This is a genomic window from Pseudoalteromonas sp. Z9A6 (assembly GCF_011378805.1).
Lineage (GTDB): Bacteria > Pseudomonadota > Gammaproteobacteria > Enterobacterales > Alteromonadaceae > Pseudoalteromonas > Pseudoalteromonas distincta.
In genome coordinates this window covers 91,104-110,428 of the sequence record NZ_WTKZ01000004.1, presented here as the reverse complement: position 1 = coordinate 110,428, position 19,325 = coordinate 91,104, and the positions used below count along the sequence as shown (strand labels likewise).

The 19,325-nt window shown below is 39.6% G+C and carries 14 protein-coding genes, 1 pseudogene and 1 riboswitch; of the genes and pseudogenes, 9 read left to right on the top strand and 6 right to left on the bottom strand.

Annotated features, from left to right (window positions below):
* The 3 genes from GQR53_RS02780 to GQR53_RS02770 all read left to right on the top strand — a co-directional run bounded on the left by GQR53_RS02780 (window position 1) and on the right by GQR53_RS02770 (window position 3,983).
* Window positions 1-549 carry a hypothetical protein gene (locus tag GQR53_RS02780; protein WP_024605891.1) on the top strand — a complete coding sequence of 183 codons (549 nt, stop codon included), beginning with the start codon at window positions 1-3 and terminating at the stop codon, window positions 547-549.
* The gene (locus tag GQR53_RS02775; protein ID WP_165742800.1) at window positions 546-3,323 is read left to right on the top strand and encodes an ATPase; all 2,778 of its coding nucleotides are present in this window, start codon (window positions 546-548) and stop codon (window positions 3,321-3,323) included. The genes GQR53_RS02780 and GQR53_RS02775 overlap by 4 nt, the downstream gene beginning before the upstream one ends.
* A 108-nt stretch (window positions 3,324-3,431) precedes the next feature.
* Window positions 3,432-3,983 (top strand): DUF4136 domain-containing protein, encoded by a 552-nt coding sequence (locus GQR53_RS02770; RefSeq protein ID WP_165742799.1) that lies wholly within the window; start codon window positions 3,432-3,434, stop codon window positions 3,981-3,983.
* 275 nt (window positions 3,984-4,258) lie between these two features.
* Here GQR53_RS02770 and GQR53_RS02765 read toward each other — a convergent pair whose 3' ends face one another.
* Entirely contained in the window at window positions 4,259-4,747 is a 489-nt protein-coding gene (locus GQR53_RS02765) for a peptide-methionine (S)-S-oxide reductase (protein WP_024605894.1), read from the bottom strand.
* Between the two features lie 331 nt (window positions 4,748-5,078).
* Here GQR53_RS02765 and GQR53_RS02760 point away from each other — a divergent pair, with 331 nt between their 5' ends.
* Complete coding sequence (locus GQR53_RS02760; RefSeq protein WP_165742798.1) at window positions 5,079-6,929, top strand: TonB-dependent receptor; 1,851 nt, start codon at window positions 5,079-5,081, stop codon at window positions 6,927-6,929.
* A 108-nt stretch (window positions 6,930-7,037) separates the two neighbouring features.
* Here the strand turns inward: GQR53_RS02760 and GQR53_RS02755 are convergent, their stop codons facing one another.
* Together GQR53_RS02755 and GQR53_RS02750 are read right to left on the bottom strand one after the other, a co-directional pair.
* Window positions 7,038-7,508, bottom strand: coding sequence for a hypothetical protein (locus GQR53_RS02755; protein ID WP_165742797.1), 471 nt, complete (start codon window positions 7,506-7,508; stop codon window positions 7,038-7,040).
* 204 nt (window positions 7,509-7,712) lie between these two features.
* Window positions 7,713-7,976 carry a YkgJ family cysteine cluster protein gene (locus GQR53_RS02750; protein ID WP_165742796.1) on the bottom strand — a complete coding sequence of 88 codons (264 nt, stop codon included), beginning with the start codon at window positions 7,974-7,976 and terminating at the stop codon, window positions 7,713-7,715.
* Window positions 7,977-8,145: 169 nt separating this feature from the next.
* Here GQR53_RS02750 and GQR53_RS02745 point away from each other — a divergent pair, with 169 nt between their 5' ends.
* From GQR53_RS02745 to GQR53_RS02735, 3 genes are all read left to right on the top strand, one after another.
* Window positions 8,146-9,324: an efflux RND transporter periplasmic adaptor subunit gene (locus GQR53_RS02745; protein ID WP_165742795.1), complete on the top strand. Its 1,179-nt coding sequence runs from the start codon at window positions 8,146-8,148 to the stop codon at window positions 9,322-9,324.
* Between the two features lie 2 nt (window positions 9,325-9,326).
* On the top strand, window positions 9,327-12,476 hold the full coding sequence (locus tag GQR53_RS02740) for an efflux RND transporter permease subunit (protein ID WP_165742794.1): 3,150 nt from the start codon (window positions 9,327-9,329) through the stop codon (window positions 12,474-12,476).
* Window positions 12,477-12,708: 232 nt separating this feature from the next.
* On the top strand, window positions 12,709-13,599 hold the full coding sequence (locus GQR53_RS02735) for a dienelactone hydrolase family protein (RefSeq protein WP_165742793.1): 891 nt from the start codon (window positions 12,709-12,711) through the stop codon (window positions 13,597-13,599).
* Between the two features lie 54 nt (window positions 13,600-13,653).
* Here GQR53_RS02735 and GQR53_RS02730 read toward each other — a convergent pair whose 3' ends face one another.
* Window positions 13,654-14,589, bottom strand: a complete 936-nt coding sequence (locus GQR53_RS02730) for a LysR family transcriptional regulator (protein ID WP_165742792.1) — start codon at window positions 14,587-14,589, stop codon at window positions 13,654-13,656.
* A 133-nt stretch (window positions 14,590-14,722) separates the two neighbouring features.
* Between GQR53_RS02730 and GQR53_RS02725 the strand changes: the two are divergent.
* A pseudogene (locus tag GQR53_RS02725) lies at window positions 14,723-15,747 on the top strand (zinc-binding alcohol dehydrogenase family protein).
* Window positions 15,748-16,109: 362 nt separating this feature from the next.
* Complete coding sequence (locus tag GQR53_RS02720) at window positions 16,110-16,766, top strand: nitroreductase family protein (protein WP_165742791.1); 657 nt, start codon at window positions 16,110-16,112, stop codon at window positions 16,764-16,766.
* A gap of 80 nt (window positions 16,767-16,846) precedes the next feature.
* Here the strand turns inward: GQR53_RS02720 and ribB are convergent, their stop codons facing one another.
* Together ribB and GQR53_RS02710 are read right to left on the bottom strand one after the other, a co-directional pair.
* Complete coding sequence (gene ribB / locus GQR53_RS02715) at window positions 16,847-17,500, bottom strand: 3,4-dihydroxy-2-butanone-4-phosphate synthase (protein WP_165742829.1); 654 nt, start codon at window positions 17,498-17,500, stop codon at window positions 16,847-16,849.
* 247 nt (window positions 17,501-17,747) lie between these two features.
* Window positions 17,748-17,929, bottom strand: a riboswitch (FMN riboswitch).
* Between the two features lie 76 nt (window positions 17,930-18,005).
* Window positions 18,006-19,064: a S66 peptidase family protein gene (locus GQR53_RS02710; protein ID WP_165742790.1), complete on the bottom strand. Its 1,059-nt coding sequence runs from the start codon at window positions 19,062-19,064 to the stop codon at window positions 18,006-18,008.
* Window positions 19,065-19,325: the final 261 nt, after the last annotated feature.

Here is a 19,325-nt window from a genome sequence, read left to right as displayed (position 1 = left end):
ATGACACACATAAACTTAGACGAGCTAACTCATCTACAAGCCATTAATAAAAAATTAGTAGCGGGTTATCACATTTGCGAGCAAGACAACGTAATGTGGCAAGAGCTTGACCAACACATAGAAGACTACACCGCCCTATTTACCGCTTTAGGTAACGATTTAAAACACGATAGCCGTGGCTTTTATTATTTTGGTAGCGACGAAAGCACACCCAATATGGGCAAAATATCTCGCGCTATCGCACTCACCATTTACATTTTAATTGAGCACTACGCCAATACGGGTAAAGATCCAATGCGCGCATTGTTTGACGACGTAAACGATTTAGAGCTTATGCAAACGCTGGTGCAAATTAACAAACATTTGTTTGATCAGCTTGAGATATTTTCGGGATCGGATTTGCGTAAAGACGTTTACCTGCGCATGGTGCGCTTAGGTTTAGCCCGTGAAGTAGAAGGCGGCTTTATGCTTCAAGCGCCAATTCACCGCTACATAGATGCACTCATGGAAGTAAACGAAGAAACCTATATTACAGAGGACGAGGAATGAAAAATCTATACGGACTAAGCAAACTCGCCCTACTTAACACCGCAGGCTATGCAAAATGTGTGATCCCGCTTGATAAAAGCAGCTCTATTTGCGCGCCCAATAACACAGGTAAAAGCTCGGTTATTAACGCCCTGCAGTTTCCGCTTATTAACGATTTGCGCTTAACAGAATGGGACGGACACGATTTAGATGAAACCCGTAAATTTTATTTTTCATCCGATCAGTCATACATTTTACTAGAAGCTAACTTGCCTCATGGCTCGGTAGTAATTGGAGTTGCAGGACTTGGTAAAATTGCCGGTTACGCGCATCAGTACTTTTGTTATCAAGGTAAGCTTGATTTAGAGCAGTATACGCAAGGTAAAACTATTATTAAATTTACCAAGCTGTTCAACCATTTAAAATCGCTTAACTACAACCCTATTGAGTTAAAAGCACAAGAGTTAAACGCGCTGTTGACTGGCGGCGCAACGGCTTTTGACGGCGACATTAACCTAAAAATGATCCCGCTAAATAATGTACAAGACTCTTCTATTTATAAAGAAATATTTAGACGTATTCTTAACTTACACAAATTAGGCGCAAGCGACGTAAAACGCTTTATGCTACGCGTGTTTGAACGCCATATGTCGAACTCTAAAGTCGACTTTTATGAAGTATGGCGTCGCTCATTTGATAAAGTAAACCGCTCAAAACGCGAATTAAAAGCCCTTGAGTCAATGCAAGAGCCAATAGCCGCGCTTGAATCAATGCTTGAAAACCAAACCGTGCTTAAAGGTAAATTAGCGGCGTATGCGCCTAAAATTGACCAAGCACTGATTGATTTTGACACTTATCAAGAGTCGCAACTCTCTGAGCTTGCCATAGCCCTTGAAGATATAGAGCACGAAAAACACGAGTTTGAGCAAAAACAAAGCCTATACGTACAGCAATCGCGTGATATAGAGCGCAGACAAACTCAAATTGAGCAGTGGTTTTTAGATTACGATGCGCTTAAAAGCGAGTTTGAACTGGTAAATAAAGCCACGCTTAAAACCAGCCTGACTCAATTAAAGCAAGATTACGAGTCGCTTTCGCACTCTATAACCAGCGCACAAGGGCAAAGCCTACACACGCTTGACTACCGCATCAGCGAAACACAAAAACAAATTAAGAGCTTAAAGCTGCAACTTAAAAATCTTGAATTTAATTTGTTTACCCGCATGCGCGAAGACCTCTCGTTAAAAGAAGTAGAAGAAATATCGCGCATTTTAAACCCAGATATTCTCTCGTTTGCAACCACCACTAATGGCGATATAACCATTGATGACGAAGACGCGTTTGGGGAATTTTTATCGCTATTAAGTGAAAACGTTAAAGGCGGCGTATTAACGCTACCAGGTGCGAGCATTAAGCTTAAAAAGCTCTCGCCTGTGCAAATGCAAAGCGGCGAAAACAAAGAGCAATTAACCGCTCAGTTAAATGCACTTGAGCATTCACTTAAAGAGTTTAAGCAACAGCGCGATGTTGCTGCAAACGTTGCCGACAAGCAAAAAGAAAAAGACGCGTTATACGATGAGCTTATGAGCGCAGAAAGCGCGCTAAAACGCTTAGAGCAGTTTGAGGTAATGCAGCAGTCGGTTGAAGCGCAAGCCATGCTAAAAGAGCAGTTATTAGCTGAGCGCGAACAAGTTGACGACTACCTGCAAGATATTCAAAAAAATAGTGGCTCAATTGCCGATCGTCGCTCGTTAATTAAATCGAAACAAGAGCAAATTAATCGCCAAACTGAGCGCTTACGCCAAGTTAAGAGCGAGCGAATTGACCACACGCTTGATTTATACAGCGGTAAAGTAACCCCGTATATGATTGATATTACAGTCGACTTTGATAACTTAAGCGACCTTGTTCATCACTTTAATAAAGACTGCCAAGAGCTGCGTAATTTTGACATAAACGTACGTAATACCTATTTGCATGTATATAATGCGGGTATTACTAAATTCGACAACGAAAACGACGAATATACTAAATACCAAAAGCTAATAAGCGCCTTTCATAATATTGATAACGAACGCGATGCTGTTGAACGCCAAGCACGCGTTGCGCTTACCGAAGTGGCTGCAACTATTAAAGGCTTGCGAGAAGATTTAGACCGCCTTCGCCGCGAAATGAACAGCTTTAATAAAGGCATAAGCCAGCACCGTATTTCAAACCTGCAAGCGTTTAAAATTAACGTAATACCGCGCAAAATGCTGGTTGATAGTATAGATACCATTATCAGCACGTCGCATCAGTTTGAGCAAGGTGACACGCTTGATTTACTTAGCCAAGAACCGTACAGCGAAAGTGCGGTAAACGAAGCGAAAGATCACTTAATTAAACTCGCATCAGATAAAGCGGGCTTAACACTTACCGATTTATTTGATATTCGATTTGAAGTAGTTAACCGCGCAGGTGAAACCGAACACTTTGAAAAAATAGATTCGGCGGGTTCAAACGGCACACGTATTACGATTAAGTTATTATGTGGCATGTTGTTTATTCGTTACTTATTAAGCGATCAGGAACAAAACCTATACCGTATACCAATTTATATAGATGAAGCGGCCGACATTGACCCACAAAATCAAAAAGCGATTATAGAAACCGCACTAAGCTTTGGTTTTGTGCCTATATTTGCCTCAGTTAAGCCGCAAATAAGTTGTGACTACATTGTGCCTATTCGCTCGGTAAAAGACGGTGCACAAAACTGGGTAGATGAAAAAGATTGGATTGAAGTTGAACACAATTAATTGGCCGTTAAGGCTCGACTATTAGACTAATATTTAGGACGTTTAAATAATACACATTTAAACTATGTGTGTTATTTTGAATTAATGCATTTTATTGGAGCAAACGTAATGAAAAATATACTTATTGTTGCAGCGCTAGCACTTCTTACAGCCTGTACACAAACCCCTGATTGGGATTACGATAAATCAGCCAACTTTAGTAATTTTAAAACATTTGCTTGGGTAGAAAACGCCAGCCTAACTAAAGACACAAATAACTACCAAATTAATGGCCTAATGGAAAAACGTGTTCGCACTGCCGTTAACGCTGAGCTGAGCCAAACACTAGGTATGAGCTTAGTTGATGCAGCAGATGCTGATGTACTTGTTAACTATCATGCATCGGTTGATAAAGAGCTTGAAGTAGATACATTTAATGTAAACTACCGCCCGCATTGGGGTTATTGGGGTACTGGTTTTCAACGTGATACAACCGCGCGTGAATACGAAGTGGGCACACTGATTATTGATATTGTGGATCGTGAATCAAACCAACTAGTATGGCGCGGCGCGAAAGAAGGTCGATTAAAGAAAAACCAATCGCCAGAACAACGTGAAGCATCAATTAATAAAACAGTGAGCGAAATTTTAAGTAACTTCCCGCCGCAAAAGCAGCAATAAGTTAAAATTAGCTATAAGTAAGTTTTAAAAGAGCTCACAGTACGTGAGCTTTTTTGTGGGTGATTGTTTTTGGGGCTTACAGACTTAAGTAATTACGAGCTACGCTCGTCACGTCTACAAAATACCGGATTAAACTTTACCTGTAGGCGCTAAGCTTGCTTGCGCGAGAAGCGATAGCTTCTAATTACTTTATAGCGCTATATTCCATCTTAAATTACGAGCTGCGCTCGTCACGTCAGCAAACTGCACGTCTTACAAAAAACACCGCGTCAAATTTACGATTTATACTTATGCAATAACTCAAGCGGTATATGGCAGTAATCATCAGGATGGTTAGTTAAACGGTCTTGATGCTCAGGATCGCTTGGCACATAGTTAGTTAACAGCTCTACCTCTACCACAATTTTATCAGCATCACTTCGCTGGCTTATATAATTGCTAGCGACCTTTAAATGATCTTGGCTTTTGCTATAAATGGCAGTTCGGTATTTGGGGCCTACGTCATTCCCTTGTTTATTAATGCTATACGGGTCAATAATTTCAAAAAAGAAGCCAAATAGCTCGTTCAAGCTAACCGCTTTTGGATCAAAAATGACCTTTACGCATTCGGCATAACCATCGTAATCGCCTTGTGTATTATCATTTTTTCCATTAGCCCGCCCTGCTTCAGTACTTATTACACCAGGTAAGTGCTTTAAAAATTCTTGTACACCCCACAGGCAGCCACCAGCAAAGTAAATAGTATTATATTCTTTAGTATCCATTATAAATGTTACCTAATAGGTAATTATACCGATTGCATTAAAATAGTGTTCTATTATAGCGCCAAGAAAATAGCGCAATAACAAGGCGAAAATTATGACATATAGTTGTATAATTTTTAACGCAGTGAGTGTGCTATTTAATACGATAGAATGACCATGTTTTTAATAAAGTCGGTATTACGTAAATGGTTATCAAATGCAGTTATTAACAAATTAATGTACAATCGCGCACAAAATGACTGCTGTTACATTTAGTTATTTTATCATGCTCAAATATAAGCTTTGAATTTAATTGTAACCGCAGCTACAAATAAAAAATGACGAGAAACACATGAATCGCACACCACACCTTATAATACCTGCAATATTATGCAGCGTGACTGCATTTGCTACTGCTAATACGCTATCTAATGAGTCAACAATCGAACAGATAACCGTTGAAGCTTCACCTACTGCGAATAAACTGCCTGTAGGTACATTCGACTCGCCTATTTCTAATTTAGAGTACGACCCACGTGTTGATCTTCAATCGCGTAATATGGCTGAGGCGCAAGCTGATGTAACTATTCGTGGTGGGATTTTTGAAAACACCGGCTTTAGAGTAGGAAGCGCTACTCTACTTGACCCGCAATCTGGGCATTATTTTGCTGAAATACCCATTGCACCGCAAATGCTAAGCGGTCCAGATGTGTTAACCGGTGCTGATAACGCACTTTATGGTATGAATAGCTCTGTTGGTACGGTTTCGTTTGGTTGGAAACCAATTATAACTGGCGGTAGTGTATCGCTTGGTACTGGCACAAACGACTTTAATCTGCAAAGTATTCACGCTGCTAAAAACACACAAATTGATAGCTTAACTAACTACACTCTGGGCTTTGAAGGTGAGTATTCTCACTCGCAAAGTGATGGCACCATTGATAATGGCGATCATGACTTTTCGCGCGCCTCAGCTCGTGTGCAATTAGCAAGCGAGCACAGTCAAACAGATTTGTTTTTTGGCTCACAAGATAAGTTTTTTGGCTGGCCTAACTTGTACACTCCTTTTGGCGTTAACGAAACTGAAGATTTAGAAACCCGCCTTTGGATGCTTAACCACAAGCAAAGCTACGCTGATAACAGTCACTTTGAAGTATCTGCTTATTATCGTACCCATGACGATCACTATATTTACTCGCGCGAAAATCCAAGTGCATTTGAAGCTTTTCATAAAAGCGAAGTTAAATCGCTTGGACTTTCAGGTCGTCATGAACAAAGCGATGCACTGGCAATAAATTACTCTGCACAATTTATTGATGACTCGATAGAATCAACAACACTTGAAAACAACTTTACTTCACGAAAGTATTATAAGCTGAGTATATTGCCTGAATACACAATAGCGCAAAAAAACCAACAACTTACCTTTCGTTTAGGCGCAGCCTACGACGATACAAATCGTGATGACGCTGAAGTATCAGCTATTGGTGATATAACCTTAAACACCCAAAATAGTGACGGCACAGCGCAAACTATTTATTTATCATACGCGCAGGCGAGCCAAGTTGCAGGCTACACAGCCATTGGCGGCAGCGATTCTGGGGGATTATTTAGAAGTAATTACAATCTTGAGCGCGAAACCACTTCAAACTTAGAGCTAGGGTTATTGCTTGAAGAACAAAGCTGGCAGTTAAATTCGGCTATTTTTTATCGAAAAGATAATAACTTAACCGATTGGACCTTTAATTTTGATTCAACATCAGCGCGCTTTGCAAACCCGGTTGATATTGATACAGCTGGGGTTGAATTTTTAGCGACTAAGCACTTTGATACAGCAAAACTTATAGCAAGCTACACGTATTTACATAAATCAGAAAACTACGGCGCAGCCGATATTGATGCCAGCTTTTACGCGTTAAACTTTCCTGATCACCGTTTAACACTTGGCGCTGTGTACAACCCAACTGATATTTTAGAATTTAGAATAGATAACGAATGGCGTACACAACACAAAAATGCACTTAGAAACGGCAGTGACAACGCGTTATTTACCCAACTAACGCTTAAAATAACCCCGCCACAGTTGAGTAATTTATTTATCACCTTAGCGGCAGATAACTTATGGGATGAGTCGTTTGAAGAAATACCAGGTACACCTGGGCGCGGTGAGCAATATACGTTAAGCGCAACGTATAGTTGGTAGAGTTGAGCTATCACATTCAAAGACCTGTTTATTTAAAATAGGTCTTTGAATAAATATTTGGCAAGGAATAAACGCCATACTAAATATTAAGAAATACGATTACTCAGCTTATATTGAACCAGAACGACATTGTCTTTTTCTTAGCTCATTATCAATTTGTAAAGGGCGACTAAGCTCATCTGTAAGAACCTTTGAAACAACCGTACCGGTTTCAACTTCTTGTATCCAGATTGATATTTTATTCCCATCCCTTTTTCTATTTAACATGTAGCTTTTATTAGAATCTAAATTAACGTTAAAATTAACAAAAGCTTCTTTTTGACTATTTAAAACATCAGGGTTTGAAACACTCGCCTTTACCCATAAATCATGCTTACCACTGATATACTGCTTTGGTTCAGCCCATTGTGTAGGTTTTTTGTTAAAGCACATCAAGTGGACATATTCTAGATCTACTCCCTGCTCTCTTTTAAAGTTTTCGAGTCTGAAGTGATCTTCTTTAATATCGGTTTTAATGGGTAAGTTTGAACAACCTAATAAAGTCACACCTAATGTAAATGCTGTAAGTAAATTTTTCATTTTTCTTTCCTTTTAAAAATTAAGATTGAACGAAATCACCTATAAATGAGATTTATAAAAAGTACCTTACAGTTACCTATATTAGCAACATAGGTTAAATATATCTAATATTTCGCCATAAAATATATTAACGACTGCTTTTAATAACCTTGTGAAGATTTTTATTAATAATATATTGTAAATAGATGTGTATTAAAATGAGGATTAAGTTAGCTCTTCGAGCTCTGTAATAAGCGCTAGAGCTTGCGCATTTGTTGTCCCGCACACATCAAGCGTGGCGCTAAAATCACTACATACTTTAGGTCGACTTTCATCACCAAATAACTTACATAAATTACGTTCATCTAGCTGAATACAGCGCTCTCCGGCTTTTTTACCATTTGGCATACCTGGAATAGGCGAACTAATACTTGGCGCAATACAACATGCGCCGCAGCCTAGCCTGCAATTCATCGATTCGGTTTTCATAATTTCCTCGGTATAAAAAACACTTACTTTAATTTCTTTTTAGGAACTTAATTAGTCGCATAGTGAGTTGTAACACACATATGTAATGCTTTGTTACATCTTAAAACAGCTTGTAAACACTTTATTGCGTATTATTGCTCTGTCACCACCAATTATGAAGGAATGCCTTGTGGCTACTACAAAACAAATAATACTCCCAATCGCTGTTTTAGCAGGCGGTATTGCTTTAGCTTTCGCCTTTATGGCAATGAAAAAACCACCCGAAGAAAAGCCAGAGCAAGATTTACGTCCTTTAGTAGCAACACAAAGCGTACTTTTAGATTCTATAACGCTCGATGTTAAATCGTACGGCATTGTTAAACCAAAGTATCGTACCGAGCTAATAGCACAAGTTAGCGGGCAAGTTATTTCGGTATCAGATCAATTTGTAGAAGGCGCGTTTGTAAAGCAAGGCGATATTTTAGCACGAATTGATGCAAATGATTACGAAGCAGACTTTATTGAAGCGCAAGCGGGTTTAGCACAAGCAAGCTCAGCACTTGAAATAGAACGCGCGCAAGCACATGTCGCTCAAGCTGAGTGGGAGCGCATTAAGTCAGACTCAAGCGATGCTATTGCATCAGAACTTTATTTACGAAAACCACAGCTGGCAGAAAAATTAGCGCGTTACCGCTCTGCTCAAGCAAGTGTTAAACGTGCTAGCCGCAATCTTGAGCGTACTTATATTAAAGCCCCTTATGATGCCATTATTAATGAGCGCACAATTAGCTTGGGTTCAGTAGTAAACCCAGGTAACAGTTTTGGCGCACTAAGCGCAACCTCAGTTGCAGAGGTACGTTTACCGGTTGCCGATCAAGAACTGCAATATTTAAAAAATGGCGGCGTAGGCTCAAATGTTACATTTAACGCAGAATACGCAGGTAAACAAACAATGTGGCAAGCCAAAGTAATTCGCACCGAAGGTGTGGTTGATCAAACAAGCCGTATGAGCTATTTGGTAGCACAACTTGCAACACCTTATGGCGACAAAGCACGCCCTCTTCGTTTTGGTTCATACATTAACGCTACCATTGAAGGTCGCCCGCTTGATAACGCAATAATTGTTGCGCATCATTTAGTTAAAGATAATAAAATTGTAATTTTAAATGACGATTTAACATTATCGTTTAAAACTCTCAATATTATACGCGAACAAAACGGCATGATTATAGCTAGCCAAGGGCTAAAAAATGGCGAGCAAATTATTACCTCAGCGCTTGAGTATCCAACTGAAGGTATGGCAGTAAAAGTTGAAGATATTGCGCCTGATAAAACTGATGTAACTCAACTTGCGCTGAAAGAGGAATAATCATGAACACTCGTGAAACAGGGTTAATAGCATGGTTTGCCCGAAATCCCGTTGCTGCCAACCTACTAATGATATTTATATTAGTGGGCGGTATTTTAATGGCGATGACCATTCGCAAACAAATGTTCCCACAGTTTGAAAGTAACTGGATAAGCGTACAAGCGGTTTACCCAGGTGCAGCCCCGCAAGAAGTTGAAGAAGGAATAACCATAAAAGTTGAGGAAAACCTCGAAGGTATTGAAGGCATTAAACGCCTAATTACTTACTCTAACCGTGGTTTTTCACAAGCGTGGATTGAAATAGAAGAACAATACAATCCACAAGAAGTACTTGATGAAATTAAAGTACAAGTTGATTCAATAAACACCTTTCCTGCGGGAATGGAGCGCCCTGTTGTTCGCCGCGATAAGTTTGAGCAAGAAGTAATGATACTCGCGCTTTATGGCGACATGAGTAACTACCAGTTAAAAGAGCTTGGCAACGATATTAAAGACGAGTTACAAGCACTGCCTCACGTAAATCTTGTTAATTTTAACGGCGGTTTAGAATACGAAATTGGTATAGAAGTTAGCCCTGATAAACTGCGCGAATATGGCTTAACATTTAGAGATATTGCAGGCGCGGTGCAAAATTTTTCGGCAAATATGTCGGCGGGGCAAATACGATCTGAAAACGGTTATATTTCGATGCGTGTTGAAAAACAAGCCTATCGTGGCTTTGAGTTTGAAAAACTGCCACTTATTACCCTTGCTGATGGCGCACAAATTTATTTAGGCGATGTAGCAACCATTAATGACGGCTTTGAAGAAGGCCTACAATATTCTAAATATAATGGTAAAAATTCACTCTCATTTGAAGTTAACGCATCAAAAGATCAAGACATTACCGATGTAGCAAAAGTACTTAAAAGCTACATGGCAGCTAAAGAGCCGCTTTTACCTGCAGGCGTTAAGCTATCTCCTATTGTTGATTTAACTTACTACCTTGAAGGTCGACTCGATATGATGGTCGATAACATGATTTGGGGTGGCTTGTTAGTAATGATAGTACTGGCACTATTTTTACCGTTACGCTTGGCATTTTGGGTAATGATGGGCTTACCGGTGTCTTTTCTAGGCGCCTTTTTATTTATGCCTATTGGCTTTTTAGATGTAACAATTAACCTAGCCTCTCTTTTTGCCTTTATACTTGTACTCGGGATTGTTGTTGATGACGCCATAGTTGTGGGCGAGTCAGCCAGTGCCGAAATAGAAAAATACGGTCACACACTTGATAACGTTGTACGCGGTGTAAAACGCGTCGCGATGCCAGCAACCTTTGGTGTATTAACTACCATTGCGGCATTTTTACCGCAAACAATGGCAACCGGCCCTGGCGCTGCTTTTTCTAAAGCAATTGGTGGCGTGATTATTTTATGTTTGATTTTTTCACTCATTGAATCAAAACTTATTTTGCCTGCACATATCGCAGCAATGAACCCACGTAAACCAAACCCTAAAAATCTATTACATCGCTTACGTATGGTGATTGATAGCAGTTTAAAAAGCTTTGTAAATAACTACTACCTTCCTTTTGTTGGCCGCTGTATTCATTATCGCTATACCGTAATTGTTGGCTTTATGTGTTTGCTTATTGTAAGCGCAGGTATGTTTGCAGGTGGTTTAGTTAAGTTTGTACCAAACCCTAAAATACCGCACGACTTTCCACGTATTGATATAGAAATGAACCTTGCCTCATCTGAGCAAGCAACGCTTGAAACCGCACGTAAAATAGAAAGCGTGTTGTTAAAAGTTGATCAGCAACTACAAGAGCAGTACGGTAAACCGATGATCCGCGATTTATCGGTAAGTCTGCGCGGACGAACGCAAGCAAATATTATGGCCATTTTGGTAGAGCCTGATTTACGCCCTATCGATACCTTTGCCCTAAGTGCATTATGGCGTGAGCAAATGCCCGCCCTACCTGGCATTAAAACCATGACCATTCAAGACAGTATAATGAATGGCGGTCGAGATGATGGCGACGTTAGCTTTAAACTTGAAGGTAAAAATGCTGACGAGCTAAAAGAGGTGGCTGGTAAATTAAAAGCCAAATTACAAACAATGGAAGGCGTTGGCGACGTAAACGACTCAATGCAAAGCGCTACCGACGAAGTGCAACTTGATTTAAAACCACTCGCTTACAGCATGGGTTTAACGCTTGCTGATGTAGCATCGCAAGTTAGCTTTAGTTACTACGGCTTAGAAGCGCAGCGAATATTGCGTGAAGGCGAAGAAATTAAAGTTATGATCCGCTACCCAGAAGACGAACGTAACTCAATTAGTGACATAGCAAGTGTGCGTATTATTACGCCTACTGGCGCTGAAGTTCCGCTAAGTGAAGTCGCTGAAGTTAAATTGGTTGACGGTGTAAACCGTATTCGCCGCGAAAACTCTAAACGTACTGTAAACGTATGGGCTGCGGTAAATACCGACCAAGCCGAACCATTTGCAATTGCAGAAGAAATTCGTGATGAATACTTACCAACATTACTTAAAAGCTACCCTGGCGTTACAAGTGATGTAGCTGGGCGCATTCAAGAAGAGATGGACAGCGCTTCAGAGCAGCTTCGTGACTTTGGTATATCAATGATGATTATATTTGCCTTGTTAGCGATTCCGCTTCGTTCTTACTCGCAGCCACTTATTATAATGTCGGTTATTCCGTTTGGTGTAGTTGGCGCGATGTTTGGCCATATGATTTTAGGTATGACTATGAGCAGCTTATCGATGTTTGGCATTATTGCTGTAGCGGGTGTGGTCGTAAATGACTCCCTCGTTATGGTTGATTTTGTAAACAAAGCACGCGCTGAAGGCGTTGCGATTAAGGATGCTGTAATGCAAGCCGGTGCTCGTCGCTTTAGAGCGATATTACTTACCTCAATCACTACCTTTATTGGTGTAATGCCAATTATTTTTGAAACAAGTTTACAAGCTAAAATTGTTATCCCAATGGCTGTATCACTTGCTTTTGGTGTGTTATTTGCCACAGTAATTACACTGATACTTATACCGTGCCAGTATGTTGCACTAGAAGATGCTAAACGATTAGTACGTAAAATGCGTGGCAAGCCACCACTAGTAGATGCCCAACCAGCACCTACTCACAGCTAAATTAAGTAACATCCCAACCAAAAAAGCTCGGCATATTATGCCGAGCTTTTTATTTTTAGCTTAAAAATAATATTCACCTATTTGCTAACAATACTTCTATTACTTATTTTTTAACACGCAGGATAACTTTGGCAACAGTCCTAATAATTGAGAGAAATATTGCTCGTTTTTTATCCCTAATACGTTATGGTATTTAAATAATAAATAGACATAATAAAATTAAGGAACAGCCATGAATACATCTCCCTCTGATCACATTCCTCAAGAAGCCTTTGATTGGTATGACGAATACGCCCACGGTTTAATGGACCGACGTACTTTTATGAAAAAACTCGGTGGCCTTGCTGCTCTTGGCTTTTCGATGGCTGTACTTACATCAGCATTATTACCTAATTACGCATTGGCTGAACAAGTATCGTTTAATGACGATGATATTAAAGCAACGTACGAAGAATTTGATTCGCCAGACGGGCACGGTAAAGGCAAAGGTTACTTAGCAACCCCTAAAAACATAGAAGGTAAGCTTCCAGTTGTACTTGTGGTCCACGAAAACCGTGGATTAAATCCGTACGTAAAAGATGTAGCAAGGCGCTTAGCGAAGGTAGGCTTTATTGCATTTGCACCCGATGCGCTATTTCCACTGGGTGGCTACCCTGGCAATGATGATGAAGGACGCGCTATGCAAAAAACTATGGACAGAGCTAAAATTCAAAACGATTTTGTAGCTGCTGCGCACTTTTTAAAATCGCATGCTAACAGTAGCGGTAAGTTAGGCGCTGTCGGTTTTTGTTTTGGTGGCTACATTGTTAATTACTTAGCGGCAGTAGATAGCAACTTACTCAGTGCCGGCGTACCTTTTTACGGCACTCCTGCCAGTGAAAGTTTACGTAAAAATATTAAAGCGCCGCTAATGATTCAATTAGGCGAACTGGATAAACGTGTAAACGCGTCGTGGCCACAGTACGAACAAGATTTAAAAGCTAATAATGTTGAATACACTATGCATATGTATAAAGGGGCAAATCATGGTTTTCATAACGACTCTACAGGTAGATATGATAAAGACAATGCCGAGCTTGCATGGCAACGTACCGTTGAGTTTTTTAATAAAAAGCTAAGTTAACGAATACGATAAATGCCACCAGCTCTAAGCCAGTGGCATTATTAAGTAGACTAATTAGCTCAGAGCGCTTTTATCAATAATTCCTTTCTTTACCAACTGCTGCAAAATAGCTTGGGATTTTGCTCTGCATGCATCACGTAGTAAACGCACCGCCGGGGTTATTGACTGCCTACTTGGGCAAATAAGCCAAAGTTCACCATTAACATGTTGATAATCTTGCATTACAGTAATCACCCTGCCATTGAGTAAATCATCAGCTATATCAAGGGCTGATTTTACAGCCAAGCCTTTACCCGCAACGCACCAGCGCCTCACTAAATCGCCATCGTTTGAGGCGCGCCTACCGTCCATTTTAACTTTATATTTTGACTCACCATCGGTGAATTCCCACGTATTATTTATAATATCCTGCAACTGATAAAACAAACCTTGATGCGATGCTAAATCATCAGGATGCACGGGAGCCCCATTTCGTAAGAGGTATTCGTCAGTTGCACATAACAAGCGCGGTACGTTACAAATTTTGAAACCATAAACGCTAGCATCATTAGGCGAGCCATAACGAAGCGCTATATCAACTGAGTCACGGTAAAAGTCGATATTACTATCACTTATATGCGTTCTTAAACTTAGCTTTGGATAAGTGTCCATAAGTTCATCAATCCATGGGATCACTAAGTTACGCCCTAAGTCAGATGAAAGGGCAACACGCAATTCGCCTTCTATTTCGTCGTGCTCACCTTTAAGGTTTTGCTTTGCAAGCTCAAGTACTGCCAAAGCCTGCTCACATTGTGGTATGTAGCGCTCCCCAGCAGCCGATAGCCTCAAATGACGTGTTGTACGAACAAACAGTTCACTACCAAGGGCTGACTCAACACGTTTAATAGCAGCGCTTGCTGTGGCTGTACGCATATCTAACTTAGCAGCTGCGAGCGTAATACTTCTAAACTCAGCGACTTTTAAAATAAGTTTTAAATCTTCTATGTTCATGTTATCTATTTATATTTGATAATGATTCAACAATTATGCGGTTTATCTATGTTAAAGCAAGGTCTATTATATATCTATCAGCTCGCCAAAGCATGGCTTGCACCTTATATGTAAACAAACTAGGACATTTATTATGAAAGCCATTGGTTATAAAAATCTCTTCCTATTACTAACCCTGAATCGTTAATTGATGTTGAATTACCACAGCCAGTTGCAACAGGTCGCGATTTACTTATAAAAGTTAAAGCTATTGCAGTTAACCCAGTAGATTACAAAGTGCGTGCATCTATGCCCCCTGCTGAGGGTGAAGTAAAAGTTATTGGTTGGGATGCCGTTGGTGAAGTTGTTGCAATCGGCGATGCTGTAACGGCATTTAAACTCGGTGATGCGGTTTATTACGCTGGTGATATTACTCGCCCAGGTAGTAATGCAGAATTTCAATTAGTGGATGAGCGCATTGTAGGATTTAAACCGCAGAGCTTAAACGATGCTGAAGCTGCTGCATTACCCCTTACCGCAATAACAGCGTACGAATTATTATTTGAGCATTTAAACATTGTAAAACAAGCTGCTGATGCAACAACAAAATCAGACGAAGTTATTTTAGTAACAGGTGCCGCAGGCGGCGTTGGCTCTATTTTTATTCAAATTGCTAAAGCGATTACTGGCGCAACGGTGATTGCCACTGCATCGCGCGAAAGCTCACAAGCATGGGTTAAAAAACTAGGTGCTGATTATGTTGTTGATCATACAAAACCATTACCCGCTCAAATTGACGCATTAAACATTGGCTCGGTAACACATGTAGCAAGCCTGCACAGTACTGATACTTACTTAGAAGCATATACAGACGTACTTGCACCATTTGGTAAAATTGCAATGATTGACGATCCTGAGTCACTCGATGTAAGTAAATTAAAAATGAAGAGTTTATCTCTACATTGGGAATTTATGTTTGCCCGCTCAATGTTTAACGCCAAAGATTTAATTGAGCAAAGTAAGTTATTAAATCATGTTGCCGATTTGATTGACCAAGGCTACATTCAAACAACGATTGGTAAAAATTTAGGCATTATAAATGCGGCTAACCTGCGTATTGCACACGCAGAACTTGAAGAAGGTCGCTCTATTGGCAAAATAGTGTTGGAAGGTTTTTAATTCCATAAATACTAAACACGCGCTGCCTGAATTAATTGAAGGCACCAATGCAACTGGTGTCTTCAGCCAATATTTCGGGGTGGCTATTAGTGTATTTATATTTATTAAAGAAACTATTACCTAATAATATTTGATAATGATTTAACCATATACCTGTTTATCATATTGTAATAACCCACTACTATCCGTACCTAGCTATATTGATAGGCCTTATTTTACGTAGATATCAATTGAATCAAATAAGTAGAGTGATTTAAAAACACGATATTATTTTTGTAATAAATTTTTAAAAGGGTTTGTTTTTACTAAAACTGACTCAACATAGTAAATACTGGTAAAACACCTACTCAATGGAGAAACTAATGACTCACCCTATTATTAATGACTTAGAAAAGCGTTACACAGCAAAACGTTACGATGCAACAAAACGTGTATCTCAAGACGATTTAGCCGTTATTTACGAAGCTATGCGCCTATCTCCATCATCTATTAACTCGCAGCCTTGGAAATTCATCGTAATTGAATCAGATGAGGCTAAAGAGCGTATGCATAGTACATTTGCTAATAAATTTGCGTTTAACCAGCCACATATTAAAACAGCTTCGCATATAATATTGTTCGCTCACAATCCTAAATATACCCGCGATGACTACGAACAAGTTATTGATGCAGATATTAAAAATGGCCGTACTAAAGCAGAAAATCGCGAACAAGCTTTTGGTGCTTATGCGTTTGTTGATATGAATACTGATGAGCAAGGCGTTAATGAAGAGTGGACTAAAGCACAAACTTACATTGCACTGGGTAACACTATGCATGCCGCTGCACGTTTAGGCATTGATTCAACCCCAATGGAAGGCGTAGACGCACAGCTGATTGGCGAAGTCTTTGAAAAAGAACTTGATGGTTACGTATGCGACGTCGCATTAGTACTTGGCTATCATGATAGCGCTGAAGATTATAATGCTAAATTACCTAAATCTCGCTTAGCAAAAGAGCAAGTTATTCAGGTTTTATAAGTAATACGTTATAAACTTAAATGATAACAATATTAAAAAACCACTTATTTAAATAAGTGGTTTTTTTGCTTTAAAGCAGTTTAACTTACTTTGCGCTGTGCAGCCTGAATGTATTGCACTAAATCTTCAATAGAAACCACGGTCATATTATGTTTATTAGCATAATCACTCACCTCAGGTAAGCGCGCCATTGAACCATCAGGATTTGTCAGTTCGCAAATTACGCCAAATGGTTTTAAGCCGGCAAGTTGCATTAAATCAACGGATGCTTCGGTATGACCGCGACGCACTAATACGCCACCCGTTTGTGCCTTTAAACCAAATACATGCCCTGGGCGCGATAAATCACTTGGTTTTGCATTATCCGCTGTCGCTGCTTTTATAGTAGTTACTCTATCAGCAGCAGACACACCTGTTGTTACGCCATGCTTAGCTTCAATAGTGACTGTATAAGCGGTGTTATTTTGACTCGTATTGTTAGCTACCATTTGCGGTAAGTCGAGCTGTTTAATGCGCTCATCCCCCATGCATAAACAAACAATACCGCTGCCTTCGCGGATCATTTCAGCCATTTGAGAAGTCGTTAAGTGCTCAGCTGAAAATACAAAGTCGCCTTCATTTTCACGGTTTTCATCATCAACAACAAGTACGCCTTGCCCTTGCTGTAGTGCAATAATTGCGCTTTGTACGCGGGTATGGCTTTCGCCGAATTGAGTAAGTAGAGACTGAATCATCATTATATTCCAAATAAAAAATAATAGATTCAGGACTGTGAAAGGATCAGTAATTTATCGCCTAAAATTTAAAGCGAACACCACCAAAATAGCTTAGATAAAATAACAAAAAGCACGCAGCAAAATGCAGCGCACACTGTTATACCAATAACATTAAATTAGTAACTAATTATAGCGCTAAGAAAATAGTTCACTTAATGCGATACAACGATCATGTTTTTAACAAAATTGGTTTTAGTATAATAAGCCATATTCTCTTTCATCCGGACTGTAACCGTCGGCTCTGGCATCTCACCAGATCTGCTTGACCTTTACTTAACCTAATTACTGTAAAAATAAGTTAAATAAAGCGCTCGCGGGCTCATTTAAGTTACAAATAACATTAAACATACCGCCGGTGGGGAATTTCACCCCGCCCTGAGAATTTACAGTAAGCGTTAGCACTTACTGCAAGCCTATTATACGCTTGTATTTATTTGTTTTTCAAAACTAAACACAATAAAAACTACGAAAGTTGAATATTTAACGATGCGCACTCCACAATACCTTCGTTTATATCTGCAACCAGCGTACAGGTAGCACCATTGACCAAATTTAAGTTAGGTTGAACGTGCCCTATATCTGCATCAAAAATTACTGGAAATAAACACCCACCTAACGCTACATCTAACGCATGGCGATAGTCAAAGGCATCGTAATGACCTTGAGTTATTTCACTTCGCCCTAAAACCAAGCCATTGATGTCATCAAATATACCGGCTAATTTTAATGACAGTAAAAATCGTGCAACGGTTGTGGGTGTAAGCTCTGAGTTTTCGAGGTATAAAATAAGCCCTTCGGTCGCACTGTCCTTTTTAAACTCATGCAGCGCTAAAAATGGCGAGTCGAGCAATAAACCTACGGTATCTAAACACCCACCAAATAAGCGACCAGACATCTCTATAGTACGTTTATCTGTGTAGTTTAAACATTGCCAGTTTGTGGGCTCACTCGGGCTGAGTAGTTCGTTCGGGTTTTGCGCGTAATTAGGCTTATTTTTTTGATATAAAGAAGAAGGTCCTTGCTCAAATTTGCTACCGGCTTCGTAGGTCAGAGTTTCAAATATTTGTAGGCTATACGGATTTTTTTCATCAGGGTGTAACTGCATAAGATTGGCGCTGTGAAGGGTTGCCCATTGGCACTTAGCAGTGAGTGCACATGCAATAGTACTCACATCAGAAAAACCAACTAACCACTTAGGCTTTACTTCTTTAATGGCGTTAAAATCAAGTAGTGGTAGTATTTCCATTGCCAGCTCACCACCCATTGGCGGCATAATCGCATCTATTTCATCATCTAATAAAAAACCCATTAGCTGCTTAGCATGCGCTTTAGCATTAAGCTGTTCACGTGGCTTGTTTTGACGTAAAAACTCGCCTTCAACAACATCATACCCTCGTTGTTTTAGTCCATTTATAACAATATCTAATCGTCCGTGATACTTTTCTTTTAGCCCAGATGAAAGCGAGCAAATAGCAATTTTAGAACCTACTTTTAAAGGCGCTGGGTAAAGTATATTAGCCATTGAGTGTTCCTTTTTAATAATACCAACCTGCATAAATCTTTGATCAATTTAACGAATTAAATTGCACTATAACGTCGTTAAAAGTTTTTTATTTAGAACAACTAGATATAAAAACTTTTGCCTAGTTCTAGCGTAATTTTCTTAACGTTAAATAGACCCCATATATAAGCAGATTGGTATAAAGTGATTATGTACCTATATCATCATGCTTACTCTTTATACAATATGAACGCTCTTATTAGTATAGTGATTTATTTAAGG

Bases quoted from the DNA above. Each gene is read 5' to 3' on its own strand.
- GQR53_RS02780 (WP_024605891.1), top strand. From the start codon at position 1: ATGACACACATAAACTTAGACGAGCTAACTCATCTACAAGCCATTAAT.
- GQR53_RS02775 (WP_165742800.1), top strand. From the start codon at position 546: ATGAAAAATCTATACGGACTAAGCAAACTCGCCCTACTTAACACCGCA.
- GQR53_RS02770 (WP_165742799.1), top strand. From the start codon at position 3,432: ATGAAAAATATACTTATTGTTGCAGCGCTAGCACTTCTTACAGCCTGT.
- GQR53_RS02765 (WP_024605894.1), bottom strand. From the start codon at position 4,747: ATGGATACTAAAGAATATAATACTATTTACTTTGCTGGTGGCTGCCTG.
- GQR53_RS02760 (WP_165742798.1), top strand. From the start codon at position 5,079: ATGAATCGCACACCACACCTTATAATACCTGCAATATTATGCAGCGTG.
- GQR53_RS02755 (WP_165742797.1), bottom strand. From the start codon at position 7,508: ATGAAAAATTTACTTACAGCATTTACATTAGGTGTGACTTTATTAGGT.
- GQR53_RS02750 (WP_165742796.1), bottom strand. From the start codon at position 7,976: ATGAAAACCGAATCGATGAATTGCAGGCTAGGCTGCGGCGCATGTTGT.
- GQR53_RS02740 (WP_165742794.1), top strand. From the start codon at position 9,327: ATGAACACTCGTGAAACAGGGTTAATAGCATGGTTTGCCCGAAATCCC.
- GQR53_RS02735 (WP_165742793.1), top strand. From the start codon at position 12,709: ATGAATACATCTCCCTCTGATCACATTCCTCAAGAAGCCTTTGATTGG.
- GQR53_RS02730 (WP_165742792.1), bottom strand. From the start codon at position 14,589: ATGAACATAGAAGATTTAAAACTTATTTTAAAAGTCGCTGAGTTTAGA.
- GQR53_RS02720 (WP_165742791.1), top strand. From the start codon at position 16,110: ATGACTCACCCTATTATTAATGACTTAGAAAAGCGTTACACAGCAAAA.
- ribB (WP_165742829.1), bottom strand. From the start codon at position 17,500: ATGATTCAGTCTCTACTTACTCAATTCGGCGAAAGCCATACCCGCGTA.
- GQR53_RS02710 (WP_165742790.1), bottom strand. From the start codon at position 19,064: ATGGCTAATATACTTTACCCAGCGCCTTTAAAAGTAGGTTCTAAAATT.